At 57.3% G+C, this 18,848-nt stretch carries 15 protein-coding genes; 6 read left to right on the top strand and 9 right to left on the bottom strand.

The genetic code is table 11. The features are described 5' to 3' along the window. The first annotated feature begins 62 nt into the window (after positions 1-62). Positions 63-1,751 carry a chloride channel protein gene (locus OXR04_RS12080; RefSeq protein ID WP_267370125.1) on the top strand — a complete coding sequence of 563 codons (1,689 nt, stop codon included), beginning with the start codon at positions 63-65 and terminating at the stop codon, positions 1,749-1,751. Here the strand turns inward: OXR04_RS12080 and OXR04_RS12075 are convergent. Continuing rightward, positions 1,748-2,251, bottom strand: a complete 504-nt coding sequence (locus OXR04_RS12075; RefSeq protein ID WP_009087337.1) for a M48 family metallopeptidase — start codon at positions 2,249-2,251, stop codon at positions 1,748-1,750. The genes OXR04_RS12080 and OXR04_RS12075 overlap by 4 nt on opposite strands. Positions 2,252-2,336: 85 nt before the next feature. Between OXR04_RS12075 and rlmG the strand changes: the two genes are divergently transcribed. Beyond that, positions 2,337-3,455, top strand: a complete 1,119-nt coding sequence (gene rlmG, locus OXR04_RS12070; protein WP_009087335.1) for a 23S rRNA (guanine(1835)-N(2))-methyltransferase RlmG — start codon at positions 2,337-2,339, stop codon at positions 3,453-3,455. Here the strand turns inward: rlmG and OXR04_RS12065 are convergent, their stop codons facing one another. Beyond that, positions 3,456-5,474 (bottom strand): NADPH-dependent 2,4-dienoyl-CoA reductase, encoded by a 2,019-nt coding sequence (locus OXR04_RS12065; protein WP_267369904.1) that lies wholly within the window; start codon positions 5,472-5,474, stop codon positions 3,456-3,458. Between the two features lie 150 nt (positions 5,475-5,624). Beyond that, positions 5,625-6,332: a polyphenol oxidase family protein gene (locus OXR04_RS12060; RefSeq protein ID WP_046102579.1), complete on the bottom strand. Its 708-nt coding sequence runs from the start codon at positions 6,330-6,332 to the stop codon at positions 5,625-5,627. Between the two features lie 106 nt (positions 6,333-6,438). Between OXR04_RS12060 and OXR04_RS12055 the strand changes: the two genes are divergently transcribed. The 4 genes from OXR04_RS12055 (at position 6,439) to OXR04_RS12040 (ending at position 11,627) form a co-directional block, all read left to right on the top strand. After that, positions 6,439-7,248: a 5'-nucleotidase, lipoprotein e(P4) family gene (locus OXR04_RS12055; RefSeq protein WP_267370126.1), complete on the top strand. Its 810-nt coding sequence runs from the start codon at positions 6,439-6,441 to the stop codon at positions 7,246-7,248. Between the two features lie 580 nt (positions 7,249-7,828). Next, entirely contained in the window at positions 7,829-8,461 is a 633-nt protein-coding gene (locus OXR04_RS12050; protein ID WP_033736060.1) for a carbonic anhydrase, read from the top strand. Continuing rightward, the gene (locus OXR04_RS12045; RefSeq protein ID WP_267370128.1) at positions 8,461-9,936 is read left to right on the top strand and encodes a SulP family inorganic anion transporter; all 1,476 of its coding nucleotides are present in this window, start codon (positions 8,461-8,463) and stop codon (positions 9,934-9,936) included. Before OXR04_RS12050 ends, OXR04_RS12045 begins: the two co-directional genes overlap by 1 nt. Positions 9,937-10,205: 269 nt before the next feature. Next, positions 10,206-11,627, top strand: a complete 1,422-nt coding sequence (locus OXR04_RS12040; protein WP_009087321.1) for a GGDEF domain-containing protein — start codon at positions 10,206-10,208, stop codon at positions 11,625-11,627. A gap of 19 nt (positions 11,628-11,646) precedes the next feature. On the opposite strand, the gene ddlA is transcribed toward OXR04_RS12040, so the two are convergent. From ddlA to OXR04_RS12010, 6 genes are all read right to left on the bottom strand, one after another. Next, positions 11,647-12,744: a D-alanine--D-alanine ligase gene (gene ddlA / locus OXR04_RS12035; protein WP_267369905.1), complete on the bottom strand. Its 1,098-nt coding sequence runs from the start codon at positions 12,742-12,744 to the stop codon at positions 11,647-11,649. A 92-nt stretch (positions 12,745-12,836) separates the two neighbouring features. Further along, positions 12,837-13,388 carry a hypothetical protein gene (locus OXR04_RS12030; protein WP_009087317.1) on the bottom strand — a complete coding sequence of 184 codons (552 nt, stop codon included), beginning with the start codon at positions 13,386-13,388 and terminating at the stop codon, positions 12,837-12,839. Beyond that, on the bottom strand, positions 13,385-15,748 hold the full coding sequence (locus OXR04_RS12025; protein ID WP_267369906.1) for a fimbria/pilus outer membrane usher protein: 2,364 nt from the start codon (positions 15,746-15,748) through the stop codon (positions 13,385-13,387). The genes OXR04_RS12030 and OXR04_RS12025 overlap by 4 nt, the downstream gene beginning before the upstream one ends. A gap of 18 nt (positions 15,749-15,766) precedes the next feature. Further along, positions 15,767-16,447, bottom strand: coding sequence for a fimbria/pilus chaperone family protein (locus OXR04_RS12020; protein ID WP_111208126.1), 681 nt, complete (start codon positions 16,445-16,447; stop codon positions 15,767-15,769). 63 nt (positions 16,448-16,510) lie between these two features. Continuing rightward, positions 16,511-17,200 (bottom strand): DUF1120 domain-containing protein, encoded by a 690-nt coding sequence (locus OXR04_RS12015; protein ID WP_009087311.1) that lies wholly within the window; start codon positions 17,198-17,200, stop codon positions 16,511-16,513. Positions 17,201-17,953: 753 nt separating this feature from the next. Next, positions 17,954-18,268: a hypothetical protein gene (locus OXR04_RS12010; RefSeq protein WP_009087309.1), complete on the bottom strand. Its 315-nt coding sequence runs from the start codon at positions 18,266-18,268 to the stop codon at positions 17,954-17,956. Between the last annotated feature and the right edge of the window lie 580 nt (positions 18,269-18,848).

Raw genomic sequence — 18,848 nt, 5'->3', positions numbered from 1 at the left:
GCGATCCCGATTCCAATACTATGCGGGAGCGATGAATGTCAGGCACCAACCAGGGAGCGCAGGTGAAAGCAAGTAAGCACGCATTAAACTGGACCACACTGCTGATCGCCATTCCGGTCGGATGTGCCGCATCGCTGGTGACGCTGGCTTTTCGCGGCGTGATTGAACTGATCAACCATCTGCTGTTTGCCCGCAGCGGGGAGATTAGCGGGTTACTGCCGCTCTGGCCGTGGATTTTCTGGCCGCTGCTGGTGGGGGCTGGTGGTGTGCTGGCGGGCTTTTTTCTGCGTTATGCGGTCGCCATTGAGCAGCAGCAGACGGTGAAAACCGACTATCTTGAGGTGATCAACGCCCGGCTCGATGCGGTGCCGACCCGAACCTCACTGTTCCGCGCCTTGTCCTCCATCGCCAGTATCGGCAGCGGCGCGTCGATAGGGAAAGAGGGGCCGATGGTGCAGCTTTCGGCGCTGTGCGGCAGCGCGATTGGCCGCCTGCTGCCCGCCTCGCTTAACCTGAAAAACAGTGACGTGGTGGCGATGGCGGCGGCGGCGGGGCTCTCATCGGTCTACCATGCGCCGCTGGCTTCGGCGATATTCGTCGCCGAAATCGCCTTTGGCATCTCCGCCCTGCAGCGGCTGATCCCGCTGATTATCGCCTCTGCCACGGCGGTGATGACCATGTGGACGCTGGGCTTTCGCAGCGTGCTCTACCCGCTGGCGGAGGCGAACTTTGCCATGGATCTCAGCAGCCTGCTGATGACGGTGCTGATTGGTTTGTGCGCCGGGCTGGCGGGCTGGCTGCTGATTAAGTGCATTGCCCGCAGTAAAGCGCTGTTCAGCCGGGTCGCCTCCCTGCCGCTGCGCCTCGGTGCAGGCGGACTGGCCGTGGGCTTACTGGCACTGCTCTCAACCGATATCCTCGGTAACGGCTACGAAGTGATTGTGAAGGTAATGGCGGGCCACTATCTGCTGCCGGGCCTGCTGCTTCTGCTGCTGCTGAAAACCGTTGCCACCAGCCTCTCGGTGGGCTCGAATGCGGTCGGCGGGCTGTTTACGCCGTCACTGCTGATTGGCGCGCTGCTCGGCGTGATCCTGGCGACGCTGGGGGCGATGCTGCATCTGCCGCTCGGTAATGTGCTGCTCTATGCCGCTATTGGCATGGCGGCGGTGCTGGCGGCGGTCAGCCAGGCCCCGCTGATGGCGATGCTGATGGTGCTGGAGATGACCCTCAACAGCAGCCTGCTGTTTCCGCTGATGATCGCCACGGTGCTGGCCTCCATGGTGGTCTATCGGCTGCAATCGGCCAGCACCTACCCGGTAGTAAGCCATCACTTCACCCGTTCAGAAGCGAAATATGATTTCGATAACATGCGCATTGCCGAGCTGATTATTCCCGGCGCGGCGTTGCAGCCGGAAGCGTCGGTGGGGCAGGCGCTGGCGGTCAGTTCACTGAAGCGCGAACGCTACGTCTATGTGATCAACGCTGAGGGGGCTTTCCTCGGCGTGGTCTCCATTCATGAGATTTCACGCCGGGTGCTGGCGCAGGAGATCACCCTCGACTCGCCGGTGCAGTGCGTGATGGATCAGGATTTCCCGGTGATCTATCAGAACCAGAGCATGCGTGAAGGGTGGGAAGCCTTTGCCGCCGTCACGCTGGAGCGGTTGCCGGTGCTGAACAACCCCGCTGAGCGCCATTTTGAGGGCGCGCTGACCAAAACCAGTCTGATCCAGAAAGCGCAGGAGTTTCTTTAAGCCGCGTTGCCGCGCATCGCCTGGTCGGTCATCCAGAGCCGCGCATCAAATTCGAGCTGGTGGTAATCCGGCTCCATATGGCAGCAGAGCTGGTAAAACGCTTTATCGTGATCTTTCTCTTTCAGGTGAGCCAGCTCATGCACCACGATCATGCGCAGAAAAGGCTCCGGCGCGAGGCGGAAAAAGGTGGAGATACGGATTTCCGCTTTTGCCCGCAGTTTGCCGCCCTGCACGCGCGAGATAGCGGTATGCAGCCCCAGCGCATGCTTCATCACTTTAATTTTGTTGTCCCACACCACCTTACTGATCGGCGGCGCGTTGCGCATAAAGCGGTTTTTCAGCGCCTGGGTGTAGTCATACAGCGCCTTATCGCTCACGACATCGTGGGTATCGGGATAGCGTTCCTGCAGAAACGCGCCTAAGCGCTGATGGGTAATCAGGGTCTGCACCTGTTCAAGAAGGGGAGCAGGATAACCCTGAAGGTAGATGAGTGAGGACATTAGGGATTCCAGGCGAAAAAGAGTATACTGCGCGCCCTTTTTATCGGGGCGAAAATTAATCAAAGTGTACCACGCCGGAGAATTCATGAGCCAACTTGAACTGAACGATCGCACACTGATCCTGCATCGCTTCCCGCAGATGCGTGACGAAAGTCCATTACAAGCCTGGGATGCGGCTGATGAGTATCTGTTGCAGCAGGCGCTGCCAGAGGGGCCGGTGCTGGTATTCAACGACAGTTTTGGTGCCTTAACCTGTGGTCTCAATCCGCGTCCCGTCTGGCACGTCAGCGACTCCTGGCTGAGCCAGCAGGCCGCCCGGCAGAACCTCTCTTTCAACGGGATGGATGACAGCGACGTCCACTTTATTGACAGCCTGGCGGCGCTGCCTGCTTCCCCGGCCGCGGTGCTGATTAAAGTGCCGAAGACGCTGGCGCTGCTGGAGCATCAGCTGCGCGCGATTCGTGAAGTGGTGACCCCGGAGACGGTGATTCTGGCGGCAGCCCGCGCCAAAGAGATCCATAACTCCACCCTGCAGCTGTTTGAACAGATCATCGGCGAGACGAAAACCTCGCTGGCGTGGAAAAAAGCGCGGCTGATCTTCAGTCAGTTCAGCCAGCCTGCCCTGCGCGAAGCCCGTCCCACGGAGGTCTGGCCGCTGGATGGCACCCCTTATCAGATCCACAACTACGCCAACGTTTTCTCACGCAGCTCGCTGGATATCGGCGCACGCCTGTTTGTGCAGCATCTGCCGGAAAATATCGAAGGCGAGATTGTCGATCTGGGCTGCGGCAACGGCGTGGTGGGGCTGATGGCGCTGGCACAGAACCCGCAGGCTGAGGTGCATTTTCTGGATGAGTCCTACATGGCGGTCGCCTCCAGCCAGCTTAACGTGGAAGTAAACCGTCCGGAAGATCTGTCACGCTGTCAGTTCCTGGTCAATAACGTGCTGAGCGGCTATCCCTCGGACCGGCTGCACGCGGTGCTGTGCAACCCGCCGTTTCACCAGCAGCACGCCGTCACCGATCACCTGGCGTGGCAGATGTTCCGCGATGCCAAGCGCTGTCTGCAATATGGCGGCGAATTGCGCATCGTCGGCAACCGCCACCTCGACTATCACCAGAAGCTGAAAAAGCTGTTCGGCAACTGCACGCTGGTCGCCTCTAACCAGAAGTTCGTGGTGCTGCGCGCGGTAAAAATGCGCTAGTCAGACACGCAGCGCCAGCGCGGTCGCCTGTGCGATGGCGCGGCGCGCATCCAGTTCCTGCGCCACATCGGCACCGCCGATCACCGTCACCTTCTGTCCCCGTGCACGCAGCGCCGCTTCCAGTTCGCGCTGCGGCTCCTGTCCGGCACAGATAATCACATTATCGACCGCCAGCAGCAGGGTTTCACCGTTGCGCCGCAGGTGCAGCCCGCGATCGTCAATCGCCAGATACTCCACGCCGCCCCACATCTCTACGCCGCGCGCCTGCAGGCTGGCCCGGTGGATCCAGCCGGTGGTTTTTGCCAGCCCGGCGCCGGGTTTGCCTGTGCGGCGCTGCAGCAGCCAGATCTGCCGCAATGCGGCGGGCGGCTCCGGGGCCACCACGCCGCCGCGCTGCGTCAGGCTCTGATCGATACCCCACTCAGCGTAAAAGGCCGCGCGATCCGCGTCATGCGAAGGCTGCGACAGAAACTCCGCTACGTCAAAACCGATACCACCGGCTCCGATAATCGCCACCCGTTTCCCCACCGGACGCCGATCGCGCAGCACCTCAAGGTAGCTCAGGACGCTGGGGTGATCGATGCCCGGAATATCCGGCGTGCGTGGCTGAATGCCGGTGGCCAGCACCACCTCGTCAGCATCACCCAGCCCCTCGGCTGTGACCCGGTAGCCGGTCCTGACCGTCACCCCGGCGGCCGCCAGCTGGTGGCGGAAATAGCGCAGGGTTTCACTGAACTCCGCTTTGCCGGGGATCAGCCGGGCAATATTGAACTGGCCGCCGATATCGGCGGCGGCTTCATACAGCGTCACCTGATGTCCGCGCCCGGCCGCCTGCAGGGCAAAGGCCATTCCGGCCGGGCCACCCCCGACCACCGCCAGCCTGCGCGGGGCGCGACTGGGGACCACCGGCATCAGCGACTCGTGGCAGGCGCGCGGATTGACCAGGCAGGAGGTGATCTTTCCGGCGAACACCTGGTCGAGGCAGGCCTGATTACAGGCGATGCAGGTGTTAATGCTGTCCGGTTCGCCGCGCTGCGCTTTGCTGACAAAGGCGGCATCGGCGAGGAAAGGGCGCGCCATCGACACCATATCGGCGCAGCCTGACTGCAGCAGCTCTTCGGCGACGGCGGGGTGGTTGATGCGGTTAGTGGCGATGACCGGCACCGACACGTGAGCACGCAGGCGCTGCGTGACCCAGGCAAAGGCCGCGCGCGGCACGCAGGTGGCGATGGTCGGGATGCGCGCTTCATGCCAGCCGATACCAGTATTGAACAGCGTGACCCCACACCGCTCCAGCTCGCCCGCCAGCAGCAGCGTCTCCTCCAGCGTGCTGCCCTCTTTAATCAGATCGAGCATCGACAGCCGGAAGATAATGATAAAACGGTCGCCGGTAGCGGCACGCACCGCGCGGCTGACTGCCAGGGCAAACTGCATTCGCTGGCGGAAGTCGCCGCCCCAGCGGTCGCTGCGCTGATTGGTGTGCTTCACCAGGAACTGATTAATCAGGTAGCCTTCAGAGCCCATGATCTCCACGCCGTCGTAGCCGGCCTGGCGGGCCAGGCGGGCGCAGCGCGCAAAGTCATCAATAGTCTGTTCAATCGCCGCCTCGCTCATCGCCTGGGGCGTAAACGGATTGATCGGCGCCTGAAGGGCAGAGGGGGCGACCAGATCGGGCTGATAGCTGTAACGGCCGGTGTGCAGGATCTGCAGGGCGATTTTGCCCTGATGCTGATGAACGGCATCGGTAATCTGCCGGTGCCAGTGACACTGCGCCTCCTCTGTCAGCATCGCACCGTGGGCGGTGGTAACACCCTGCGCATTAGGGGCAATGCCGCCCGTGACAATCAGCGCGACGCCTTCGCGCGCGCGCTCGCCATAGAAAGCCGCCAGCCGGGCTGCGCCATCCGGGTGCTCTTCCAGGCCGGTGTGCATGGAGCCCATCAGGAAACGGTTTTTCAGTCGGGTAAAACCCAGGTCCAGCGGCCTGAACAGCGCGGGATAGTCGGAATGAACGGCCATGAGCAGCACTCACGATAAAGTGGTCGGATGAGTTAACTCTAGCCATTTCTGTGTTAAAAAAAAGTGAAAGAGTGTCAGGGTGTGAGTGAAATCAACATCAGCCGCGACAGGCCGTGCGTCCGCCGTGGCCGATTTTCAGGGCGGGCGCGATTATCGCCGCCGGATCCAGGAGTAGCGGGAGTGATAGCCGCTGCCCGTATGGGTGTTGAAGCGGTAGCTTGAACCGCTCTCGGCCATGCAGTAGGTGCAGACGCCGACATTATCGATCTGCGCAGCCGGAACGCCCGCATCGACCAGCATCTGCGTCGCCAGCGCCGGCAGATCGAACCAGAGACCCTGCTGACGCGCCGTCGCCTGCGGGCGCTGAGCCTCAGCATTGACCGGCTGCTGCCTGTGCCAGCGCAGCCCGCGGGCCAGCGCCGGATTCCGGGCGATCTCCGCCAACTGAGGCTCGCCCAGCTCATAACAGCAGGGGCCGAGTGCCGGGCCGATCGCCACCAGCAGATTCTCTGGCTCGCTGCCCTGTTCGCACAGTTTTTCCACGGCGCGGATCAGCACGCCCGCCAGCGTGCCTTTCAGTCCGGCATGCACCGCCGCCACGATGCGCTGCTGAGGATCGGCGATCAGCACCGGCAGGCAGTCAGCGGTATACACCGCCACTGGGCGCGTCCCGCTGCTGATAATGCCATCCGACTCGCAGCTTTTGGATGGGGTGTTTTCGACGTCGAAGACGACCGTGGCACTGTGGCGCTGATGACCCCAGGCGCCGTCGGCGGGCGGTGGCTCACCGGCGGGCTGAAAGGCATAATCCACCCAGTCCAGCGAGTCGAGCAACGGCGAGCGCGGGATAACGGCCATAGGAATCTCCTGTGATAACAGCGTGCATTGGGCTGCCAACAGCTTACGTTAACTGCTACATTTTTGAAGCGTCTCCTCAGCCCTTTCTCACCTTAAGGATGAAATGATGAAAACCTCCGCAAAACTTGCCGCCTCCGGACTGGTTGCCCTGCTGCTGACCGGCTGCGCCTCCTCGTCACATCAGACCGCTCAGCAGCAGCTCGGGCAGCAGTCGGTGCTGGCGGTCAACTGGTTCCAGCAGTCCGGCGAATATCAGGCGCTGACCTGGCAGGCGTTCAACACCGCACGCATGGCGTTCGATCAGGCACCGTCGCTGACCGGCAAACCGAAAGCCGTGATTGTCGATCTGGACGAAACCATGCTGGATAACAGCGCCTACAGCGCCTGGCAGGCGAAAAACGGTCAGCCGTTCAGCAGCAAGAGCTGGTCAGCCTGGACCCAGGCGCGACAGGCGAAAGCGGTGCCCGGCGCGGTTGAGTTTGCACGCCACGTCACCCAGAACGGCGGCACGCTGTTCTATGTGTCGAACCGCGATCAGAAAGACTACGCCGCCACGGTGGCGAATATGCAGCAGCTCGGTTTTCCTGGCGTCAGTGAAAAAACGGTGCGTCTGAATACCGACAGCTCCAACAAGCAGGCGCGTTTCGATGCCATCAAAAATGCGGGCTACAACGTGGTGCTCTACGTGGGCGATAACCTCAACGATTTCGGCGGGGCGACCTGGCATCAGGGCAATCAGCAGCGTCGCGATTTTGTGAATCTCAATCATCAGCAGTTTGGCACGCAGTTCATCGTGCTGCCGAACCCGCTTTACGGCGACTGGGAGAGCGGTATGGCGGAGAATTACAATAAGCTGACGCCGGAACAGCAGCTCTCCGTGCGGGAATCGCGCCTGCAAAGCTGGAACGGTAAATAATTCGTCAAGAAAAAGAGCCTGACCCGTTCAGGCTCTGTTAAATTCTGGTCCTGATTTACTTTCCGCTGTCACTATTTTGCTGCGAATTAAATTAATCATCTCTTGCTTTATTCTTATCTCAAAGCAGGCGTATTTAACTGGCTCTTTGTTATTAAGATGGTTGATTGTGCTAATGGTTAATTTTTTAATTAAGAGTAATCCTGGTAAAAGTGGGGCGAACGGGCAGGGCAAGAAAAAGCCATGCGGTTAGTGTTTGTATTTATTTGTCAGCAATAAATTAAGTCTTTTATTTTATAGTTTTTAACTGACTGATATATCTTGTTTTAATCTGCTCTGTTTATGTGTCCTCATTTTTCTCCTGCTGAATTAAATTTACTTTCTTCTGACTTTTGCTGACGTTTAATTGACAAATTACGCCATGTTAAAGCGTTGTGAAATATTGCTCGTGCATTGGCAATGGTTAACGTCTATAACCTTTTTCTGTGACCTGGTTCTTATTTACCTGGCGGCTCTCACGCTATTAGTGAGCCGATACACTTTGTGATCAGCCAGGATGCGACATCCCGGTAGTAGAGAGAAGATGAATGTGACGACACTTAAACCCTTATTAGCGAAAAATCGCAGTTGGGCATTACAGCGCCGCCAGCGTAATCCAGACTATTTCAAAAAATCTCTTCATCAGCAAAAACCGCACTCGCTCTGGATTGGCTGTTCAGACAGCCGTGTTCCGGCCGAAGTGCTGACCGGCTCCCACCCAGGCGAACTCTTTGTGCACCGCAATATCGCCAACATGGTGCTGGAGGAGGATGACAATCTGCTGAGCGTGCTGCAATACGCGCTCTTCTTTCTCAACGTGAAACGCATCGTGCTCAGCGGCCATTACGGCTGCGGCGGGGTTGAAGCCGCACAGAACCTGCCAGGCAGCGTGCTGGAAGGACAGGACACCGCACTGGGAAGGCGTATTCAGCGGCTGCGTGATGACATTCAGCAGGGGCTGGCCGAGGAAGGGCCAGCAGACGCCACCCCCGATGAACAACGCGATCGGCTGGTAGAAGCCAACGTTAAAGCGCAATTCGCCAGGCTGGTGAAGTCTGAGCCGGTCAGGCAAATCTGGCAATCGGGCCAGGAACTGGAGGTGTTTGGTTGTGTTTATGACCTGCGCTCCGGCCATCTCAAAGAGCTGATTCATCAATCTTCAGAGGAGCCTTCATGATGAATTCTGATACCCTGCGCCGCGACATCCCGGCGGGTCTGGTGGTTTTCCTGGTGGCTTTACCGCTCTGTCTGGGTATCGCTCAGGCCAGCGGGCTGCCGCCGTTTGCCGGTCTGCTGACCGGGGTGATTGGCGGTCTGGTCGTCACCTCGTTAAGTCCCTCCCGCTTTGCCGTCAGCGGTCCGGCGGCGGGTCTGGTCACTATCGTTGTCGCCTCAATGGCGACGCTGGGCAGCTTCTCCGCCTTCCTCACCGCGCTGATTATCGCCGGGGCATTGCAGTGCCTGTTGGGTCTGTTGCGTGCCGGACGGTTTATCTCGCTGGTGCCGGGCAGTGTGATTAAAGGCATGCTGGCGGCGATTGGCCTGCTGCTGATCATGCAGCAGATCCCGGTGGCGCTGGGCGCGGCGGGCGATGCGGAGCTGGTTTCGCTGGTCAATGGGCAGATGACCTTCTCACTGCCGTCGATTGTCGTGGCGGCGGTCGGTTTAGCCATTCTATGCCTCTGGACAACCGCCCCGATCAAATGCATTAAGGCGCTGGCCTGGATCCCCGGGCCGCTGATTGCGGTGCTGGTCGGCTGCGTCGCCACGGTGGCAGGCGGAAGGCTGTTCCCGGAGATGGCGCAGGGGCTGGCACGCATCTCGCTGCCCGCCTTCGACAGCGTCTCTGCGCTGGTGGCTGAGCTGGAAACGCCTGACTGGATGGCCTGGCAGAATCCGCAGGTCTGGGTCGTCGCCGTGACGCTGGCTCTGGTTGCCAGCCTGGAAACTCTGCTGAGTCAGGAAGCGCTGAAAAAGCTGCGTCCGCAGACGCCCGCGCCGTCGCCCAACAAAGAGATGTTCGCTCAGGGCATCGGTAATCTGACCGCCGGTTTTCTGGGCGCGATGCCGATAACAGCGGTGATTGTGCGCAGTTCGGTCAACGTCAGCGCGGGGGCGCAGACAAAGCTCTCCATCTTCATTCACGGTGTGCTGCTGCTGATCTGCGGCATGTGGTTCAGTGAGATGCTGAACGCCATTCCCCTGGCCAGCCTGGCCGCGGTGCTGCTCTACACCGGCTATAAACTGGCGACCCCTAAACTCTTTGTCGAACAGTTCCGGATGGGGGCCCAGCAATACGTGCCGTTCCTGGCGACCATCGTCGGCATTATTACGCTGGGGATGCTGGTCGGTATCGGCATCGGTATCGCCACGCAGATCCTCTACAGCATCTATAAAAGCCATCGCAACGCGCTGCAGCTTACCCGTTATGACGACCACTACGTCCTGCGCTTTCAGCAGAACCTGACTTTCATGCACAACCCAAAGCTGCAGGGATTGCTGGATGAGATCCCGGAGAACAGCGTGGTGATTATCGATAATGACAATGCGGAATATATCGATCCCGATGTGAAAGCGGTGCTGAAAGATTTTGGCGACAACGCGGACAAGCGCGGCATCCGCCTGAGTCAGTGGCCGGTGGCCGTAAAATAGCCTGAAGCGCAACGGTAGTATCAGCAGAAGAGCAAAAATCGGATATCTCGGATAGCCGATTTTTTTACTGGCGGGGCATAATAAAGCCCCGTTTTCTGCTGTCATCTGCTGTGCTTACCCGGCACTGGGTCATTTTATTGAGTTAGCCCATGAAGTGGGGTTTTATCGCAGGATGACATTGAGGGCATTCAGGATTTAATCATTCTGACACCACGCGCCTGTTCAGGCTGGCGTGGAGAGCCAGCCTCACCGCGATAAGGTCCGGACGCATGCGCACACCGCTGTTTGAAGAGCACAACGCAAAGAAGAACGCAGTTTTGCTGTTTTTAATCACGCTGCTGTTTTGTTTTATCGGCGGACATCTGCGCTTTCCCAAAGAGCTCTCTCTCTTCTGGCCGGTCAATGCGATCGTGACGGGCGTCATCGTCCGCAATCCCTTTCTGCACCGGGGCCGCTACTACCTGGCTATCCTGGCCGCCATGGTGTTCAACGACACCGTTTTTTCGGGCTGGGCGTTCTCAGCGTTAACCCTTAACGTGGCGAATGTGCTGTTTGTGCTGGTGGCGGTGACGCTGCTGGTCAGGCATCTTCAGCACGATTCCGGCAGTGAGCGGATTACCAGCGTGCTGCGAATCTTCCCGGCCTGCCTGCTGGCGGCGTTCACCTGTGCCAGCTGGGGCGCGCTGGCGCAGCAGGCTGATTTTGATACCGGGCTGGCGGTGGCATGGGCTGACTGGTTCAGCGAGCAGTTCTCCACCGGGCTGATGCTGCTGCCGTTTTTGCTGACCCGCGACTGGTCGTCGCTGTCGCCCCGCCAGTTTCTGCACATCCGCAAGCTGCTCCCGGTTATCGCCGTGGCGGGTTCGCTGACAATCGGGGCGATGATGGGTGGCGCGGGCAGCCTGACGTTCCCGGTTCCTGCGCTGATCTGGTGTGCGGTGGTATTGCCCATGCCGCTGACCAGCCTGGTGATTTTACTGACCGGCATTACCGAAATTATCCTGGTGTCGCACGGCGTGATGAACATTCAGGGCAGCGACGCGATGCTGCCGCTTAACCATCTCACCTCGGCCCGGCTGGGGGTGGCGACCATCTCCATCAGCCCGCTGATCGTGGCCGCGAGTATGGATGCGATCCGCCAGCTTAACCAGCGCCTGGCGCTGCGGGCGAATTACGACTTCCTGACCCGGTTGCTGTCGCGCTCCGGTCTCTATGAAAGCCTGCGCAGTGAACCCATCTTCCCTGAACGCAAAGCGGGCGTTATCCTGCTGGATGTCGACTACTTCAAAGCCATTAACGACAATTTTGGTCACGACGCGGGCGACAGCGTGCTGGAAGAGATCGCGCGCCGGATGCAGCGGGTGGTGGGCAAAGCGGGACGCATCTGCCGTTTTGGCGGCGAGGAGTTTGTGGTGGTGCTGTTCGATCAGAACCCGGAGAGACTCTATTTTCTGGCTGAGAATATCCGGCAGACGATGGCGAAAGAGAAATTCTGGCTGCAGGGGAATACCGTGACGGTGACCGTCAGTCTGGGACTGGCGCATGACAGCGCCGCTGAGGCGACGGAGTGGCCCCCCGTCATCAACCGGCTGATCTCAGCGGCAGATAAAAACCTCTATCTGTCGAAACGCAACGGCCGCAACCAGACCTCACCGGTTAACTACCGTACCTTCACCAGCGACGTGGCCTGACGCCACGCCGCCGATGTACTCAGCTGACGCTGCTTGTCAGGGTGCTGGCCTGCTGGTGGCGCTCGATGGCCAGGTCGATCAGGCGGCTGATCAGATCCTGATAGCTGAGTCCGGCTGCCTGCCATAATTTCGGGTACATGCTGATATTGGTGAAGCCGGGCAGGGTATTCACTTCGTTGACAATAATCTCGCCGTCGTCGGTTAAAAACACATCGACGCGCGCCATACCAAAACACTCCAGTGCCGTGAAGGCTTTAATGGCGACCTCACGAATGGCATCGCTGGTTTCCGTGGAGAGGGCGGCGGGCACCACCGTCTGCGCACCGCTTTCCGAGATATATTTGGTGTCGTAGGAGTAGAAGGCATCATGCACCACCACTTCGCCACAGGGGCTGGCTTCGGGCGCATCGTTGCCCAGCACCGCGCACTCAATTTCGCGCCCTTTAATGCCCTGCTCGATCAGCACTTTACGGTCAAAGGAGAAGGCGAGCGCCAGCGCGGCGTCAAATTCCTCCAGGCTGTCCACTTTGCTGACGCCGACCGATGAACCCTGATTGGCGGGTTTGATAAACAGCGGCAGGCCAAAGCGGGCAATGACAGCCTCTGCATCCAGCTGGGCGCGCTGCGCCTGGGTGACGCTCAGCCACGGGGCGACCTTCAGACCGGCATCGCGTAACAGGCGTTTGGTGAAATCTTTATCCATGCTGACCGCAGAACCGAGTACGTCGGAGCCGACAAAGGGTAACGAAGCCATCCGCAGCAGGCCCTGCAGAGAGCCATCCTCACCCAGCGTGCCGTGAACGATAGGGAAGATGACATCGATCTGCGACAGCGGATGTGCGTTGTGACGGGTGATAACCTGCTGCTGAGTATGACCGGGTACCAGCGCCACATCGTCAGCCGCGCGATTCAGGGCGATCAGTGACGGATTCTCAGCGTTCAGTAAGAAGTTGGACGCATCGTTAAGACGCCAGTGCCCCTGTTTGTCGATGCCCAGCAGCACCACGTCAAACCGGGTTTTGTCTATCGCCTCAAGGATATTTTTGGCCGACTGCAACGACACTTCATGCTCAGCCGATTTCCCGCCAAACACGATCCCTACCCGCAACTTAGTCATCAATTTTGCCCACTGAAAAATCAAAACCTTAAGATAGCATGGGGTTTGCGCGGGAAAACAGGGTAAGGCGCGAGATAATTTTTCAGCGGCCGTTAACCCTCATCGCTGACGATAAAGCTGCCGTTAAGCTGCCACTGTTTCCGCTCACTCACCCGGGTGGCATCGGCAGCCAGCCAGGTGACTATCGTCACTTTTGCACGCAGCGTGCTGCCGGAGGCGATCTGGCCCTCTTTGCGGAACTGCAGAGGCTGACCGGCGCTGAACGCCATCGCTGCCGCCTCTGTTCCGGCTCGTTCGATCGTGACCGGACGATCGTCGAGCGTCACATCATGCAGGGTCAGTGTCGCCCGGCCCTGTTCGCCAAACAGATAGCTGTCGGCGTCTTTCGCGGGCCCGCTGAACATCAGTTTCAGCGGTGTCGGGCGGTCACAGATGACCGTGATCTCTGACTCTCGCGGGTCACCCATCCGCAGTTCGACGGCAGTCAGCGCATTGCCCGGGCGGCCGAGCAGCTCGCCCCGTGTCATTTCACCGTAATCAATCCGTGGATCGCTGAGCTGAATTTCGCACGCCGCACGGGCAGGGAGTGCGGCAAAAAGGCCACTGAAAGCCAGCAGCAGAGGCAGAACAGAGAGCTGTTTCATGGGACGCATCTCGCGGAAAGTGAGGCATAAAGGGTGCCGGGCTGGTTATACCAGGGCGTAAGCATATCGATGGCACACTGGCTGCCATTGCGGTCGAGGCTGAATAGCGGCTCGTCCGGCAGGTCGTCGAAAAAGAGCGTGCCATCCTCATTCACAAAGGCGATCAGGTGACCTTTGCCATTTTTGACAGGGGCACCCGGTGCCGGACTTTGCTCTGGCGGGAAGCTCACCAGCGCCCGGCGAACCGTATAGGCGGGCAGAATCACCGGCACTACCGCGCCGCGGTAAGGCGTGATGTCTGCAATACCGCTGATGACCTGGACATTGTCAGGCAGGCTCTGGTTTTCGATCTGTACGGTATTCTTCTGCCACGGTGTCCAGGAAGTGATGGCATGACCCGTGTGGTCGCTCCACACCACGCCGCCAGGGGTGTGGATACTGACGTCAGGCTGGGGGCTGTTGAGGGAAATAATGCCAAAGGTATCGCCTGTTTTGCGGGGCGAAAAGGTCACTCCCTCACTATGCAGGACGGCGCTGCCGCGCGCGCCCGCGTTGTAACTGGTGCTGTTTTCATTATGCGAAACGCCGCCGCTCAGCTGACTGTATTTGGTGGTCCAGGTTGCGGAACCCGCAACTGACGCATCCTCACGCTGACTTTTCTCCCCGGAGACGCTCCAGGCAAATTTATCATTCAGGGTGCTGTCAAAACCCATGCCGGCGCGTGTTTTTCCCCGGGTGTCATTAACCCAGCTGCGCACGCTGCTGCGGCTGCCGAGCGGAACAGCGAAATTGAGGTAAACGTAATGGTCATCAGTGTGGCGCTGATCCTGCGTGAGCCGGTTTTTCTGGATGCCGAGATTGACGTTCACTTTTCCGAAGGTGCGGCCCCAGCTGAACATGTAGCCCAGACTTTCTGCATTCTGCCAGCTCTGTGACAGGCTGCCGGAAAAGGCGAGTACGCCGAGCTGCGGCTGGCTATAACTTATCCCCGCGGCGTACTGTGAACGGATCTGTCCATTCTCCTGACGGGCGTCTCCGGCGCGCCATGAACTGCCGGGATCCCTGAAATCACGGCTGCGAAAGCTGGCGGAAGAGGTCAGTGATAATCGGGGCGTCACGCCTGCGCTGATGCTGAGCTGGTGATTGAGGCCCTGCATGTTGCCTCGCTCCCCGGCCGAATCCTGCACCTGCGAGGCGGTCTGGGTCAGGGAAGCGATAAGGCGTTCTGTCAGCCGCAGCGTGGTGCGCCAGGAGGCGGCCTGATAGTGCTCGCTCATCAGCCCGCCTGCCGTCACGGCCATGAAACCATTCTGATAAAGCCCGGCGGAACCGACGAACACCGGGAACGACTCATCGGTCAGGCGCAGACGTCCGGCGGCCAGAGAGAGTCCGGCATTCGCCAGAGAAACCGTGGTCTGAGCCTGAATATAGGGGATCGTCTGCTGCTGACGATGACCGGACTGGTCATGGCTGACGATCTCAAAATCATCGGACTGATTGATCGCCGGGATGTCAGCCAGTGTGTTCATGCCTGCTGTGACCTGATAGGTCTTCAGCAGGATGCCTGCCTGCCAGACCTCGGCAGTACCGGCTTGTGAGAAGAGCAGATTCAGTGACACGCCGCTGTTTCCGCTATTTTCTGCACTGCGTTCTGGCATGAGTTGTGCGCCCAGCAGGTTGATGCCGGAAAACAGGGTGTCGCCCGCGGTGATCTCACCTATCTGCACGACCGACGCCCAGCCGGGAAGGGAGCGCTGGGCATAACTGTAGAGTCGGGTCAGCTGGTGGTGTTCATTCTGGCTGGTATAGCTCTGCCCGCTGCGGAGTACCCAGTTGTTGATATTGCCCCCAATCTCGGAGGTCAGCGTCTGCGAGTGGTGGTTTTGTCCGGCGCGCGTCTGGTACTGATAGCGTCGGCCATCGTAATTCATCACCAGCGCATTCCCCCCGCTGGAGAAGCGCGGATGCGCAGACAGGTCGCCTGCCGGGACCTTGAGCAGCAGGCTGCTGCGATCAACCTGCTGCTCCAGCAGAGTCGGGCTTTCCGGGGGCAGCTGCAGGCAGCGCGCATCCTCTGCCTGACGAAAACGATCGGGGATGATCCCCAGCTTCTCTGGCAGATCGGCTGGCCAGCAGGGATTACCGGCCTGATCAAACGTCAGGATATGCACCCCTTTGCTTTGACCGTTAACGACAATATTGACGGGCTGTTTCCCCGGCAGAAAGTGCGTGCCTGCATCAAGCAGTTCAGCGGCACTGGCGTCGTAGCCGAGCGCTTTGAGCATCTCTTTGTCATAGCGGTTTGCCGCCTGCACACAGGCTGAACTGACCACAAGGCTGAGTATCAGAAATTGTTTCATGGATAAAGGTGAACGGACTCAGAGCGGCACATTAAAAGGGGCGGTTAAAATTCCATATCGGGTGACGGGGTGCAGAAGCAGGGCTTTCACCTTATTCGCGGAGGCAGCAGGCAGAGCCACATCAAACTTTTCACCCGGAAGAATGTAGGAATTTTTCAGTTCAACCGACCCTTTGCCGGGCAGTAAATTAATCTCTCTGGTGAGCCTGACGATATAAGGTGTCGGATTTTCAATGTGCAGAGAGGCACCTGAAAGATGGAAGGTCAGCCCTGTCCAGGGCGCGGTGTTTACCGGCAGGCTGGCGGGGGAAATAATGACCGGAATATTCTGGCCAATGAGAATGCGGGCGCGATTCTTTTTACCATCATCCTGCGGGATAGAGACAAAATTAATTCGCTGCATCTTCTGGGTATCCAGCCTGACACCCTCTTTTAACACCACCCGGATCTGCTGGTTTTTCCCTCCATCGACACGAACCAGTTGAGGGGTAATAATCAGCCGGTTTTCAGGGTCTTCAGGAATTGTCTGCAGGCTGCTGTGCAGCAGCGCCGTATCCCTGTCTGTGTTCAGTACATTAACCGTCACTTCACGATTCTGGTCATCAAGAAATAAAGCCGGTACTTCAGGCTTCATGCCGGCTGCAAATACGCCGGATACAGATAAGGAAAAGAGAATGGCAACAGAGAGAATTATTTTCATTTTATTTTTACCCTGTATTTAAAACGCGAAGGCCGGACGGCCTTCGCTGACAATCATGAAAAATTACAGATAAACCACAGAGAAAGTGACGTTACCGTCAATAGGCACTTCTTCACCGCTCGGGTAGGCATCCGCTTTCTTCAGAATCATTCTTGACGCAATGGAATAAGAGGCTTTAGTCATGGCTGCCGGGGTGGTGCTATTGGCATCCGCCGCCAGGGTAAAATAGCCGTTTTTGGTCAGCGTTGCGGGTGCTGTAGCCGTCACATGAGTGAGGGACCATGCCGCTTTATCGCTACTGGTCAGCACATTGGTATTCGCTGCACCGTCGGCGGTTGCGTCGGTAATCGCCAGTGCCATCGCCCCCACATGTCCCTGAGCGCTGTCTGTCCCTAAGCCAAAAATGTGTGCATCTGATAAGCCTGAAACGGTTGCTTTCATCTCTTCAGACATGTTCGCCAGCGTCATGGCACTTGCCGCACGGTTATCTGTGGTCTGAACGGCAATCGCCACAGGCGCTTCACAATCCACATTCAGGGTAACGGTGTTGCCCTGTTTAACATTGCTGTCCTTCAGCAGCGTCGCTGCGGCGATGGTGCCAAGATCAATGCTTGCAGAGCTTAATGCCACACCACAGGCGGCTGGAGTGATGGTACCCGTGATGGAAAGGGTCGCAGATTCTGCAGCCTGACCCGCAAAACTGACGGACGCCATCGCGGCAATAATAGCGGTGCTTAATAATAATTTTCTCATATTATCTCTCTTATCAGATTTGTTATAAATGAGCAGTTCTGAACAGACGGAACGCTCTCTTTGCTGTGCGGAGTAATCAGCGTGCAAAGTGATAATGAATAAGAGATATGAGGCGCATAATATTCTTATCCCTTAAACTGAGCGCACTGATTAATCGCCTTCTCCTGATTTTTAATTTTGATTCAGGAAGGTCAGGCTAACATAGAATTTTATTAATGGTTTAGTTAACGAATAAGTAAAGTTGTCTTCATTTGAAGGTGAGTGTTTATAGCATGTTTGATGCGTTATAGTTTTTTCTGTTTAACCTTATATTTATAATTGAAAATTAACGGCAGGGGGAAAATGGTAATAAAAACCTCCTCTGAAATAGATCTCTTTTAAAAACAAGATGTCTAAGCGCGGACAGTTTTGGGGACCGTAAGCAATCCTGCCTGCTAATGCGCAAGAGGTGGGGTATGCTCTGGGTGAGTGGTGAACACGGCTGTCAGCGATCGGGGTGTCGGGGATAACGTTAATCGGCATCATGCCACCCCCGCCCTTAAATCAGCATCATTATCAGCGGCGTTTAACGCGCTTGTTTTCGATAGATTCGATCACAATGAATGCCAGCATAAGGGCGGGGATTTTTGAAGTCCGTTATTTTAGCGGTCAATTTCTGCCATTCGCTACGGCAAAACTTAAAGGCTGAGTTTATCCGGGAGGGGTAAGGATTTACGTCAGCATTTATTTGATCGGTGATAACGGGCTGTGCTGTTATACCAGCAACTGTGAACCGCTGGTACCGTAGTTGACGCGGAAGTCAGCAGCGTATGCGGCGACAGCATCTTTTCCCCACAAGGCACCCATAATGACGCATACGGCCGGGCCAATGACGCCGCCCAGAACCGCACCACAGAGTTGAGCAATAGGTCCGAATACAGCACTGCGGCTTGCACTTCCACCGACCGTGACACCGGTTGCCAGACCTTCGATAAAGCCCCAGATAGCCCCTTCAAGCGCCCCTTCAATGGTAGAGACAAATTCACCACCGCTTACGGTTTCAATTTCACACAGAGTTAAATCACGCATATTTCAATTCCTTTTAATGTATTTTCGGTTAGTTAAAGCATCTTTACTGCTGTTATACCCGCGTTATGAAGCTGATGCCTTTTAAAAGCGCGCCACTGCATTACGCTGAGTTCTTTACCTCCAGGCCGATACCTTAAGCGACTAATGCTACATGAACGAAAAGAGGGCCTGTTAAATACTACCGTTTACCATACTGCGGAAATCCTTCCGCCTATGCCTGCAGCGGGAAACGTTGCCTGACTGAAAATCGTGGTGAATTGAATCATCTTTAAAACTGTACCCCGGCTCACTGAGTTTTATCGGGCTGGCCTGGCGATGAATAACGGAATAATCTTCTCTCTGTAATAAGCTTTTTTGCGGAATGTAACAATATATTTTTTTATGCATAAATAAAGTTTTTTCTGATGGCTGGAATCACTTATTTGTCCTCATTTTGCATCATTTGTTTTTTATTTTTACATTTTATCAGTGAGTCGACTCATCGTCGTCTGGCTAAAATGGCTGCCTGTTCATTTGAGTAACTGTCTGATATCAGGGTTTTTATTTAGTGTTTAATTTGCCTTTTTCTGTATCAATAATA

Origin of the sequence: Pantoea sp. GM_Pan_3 (assembly GCF_026541045.1) — a bacterium.
Lineage (GTDB): Bacteria > Pseudomonadota > Gammaproteobacteria > Enterobacterales > Enterobacteriaceae > Pantoea > Pantoea anthophila.
This window is presented reverse-complemented; position numbering and strand designations above follow the sequence as displayed.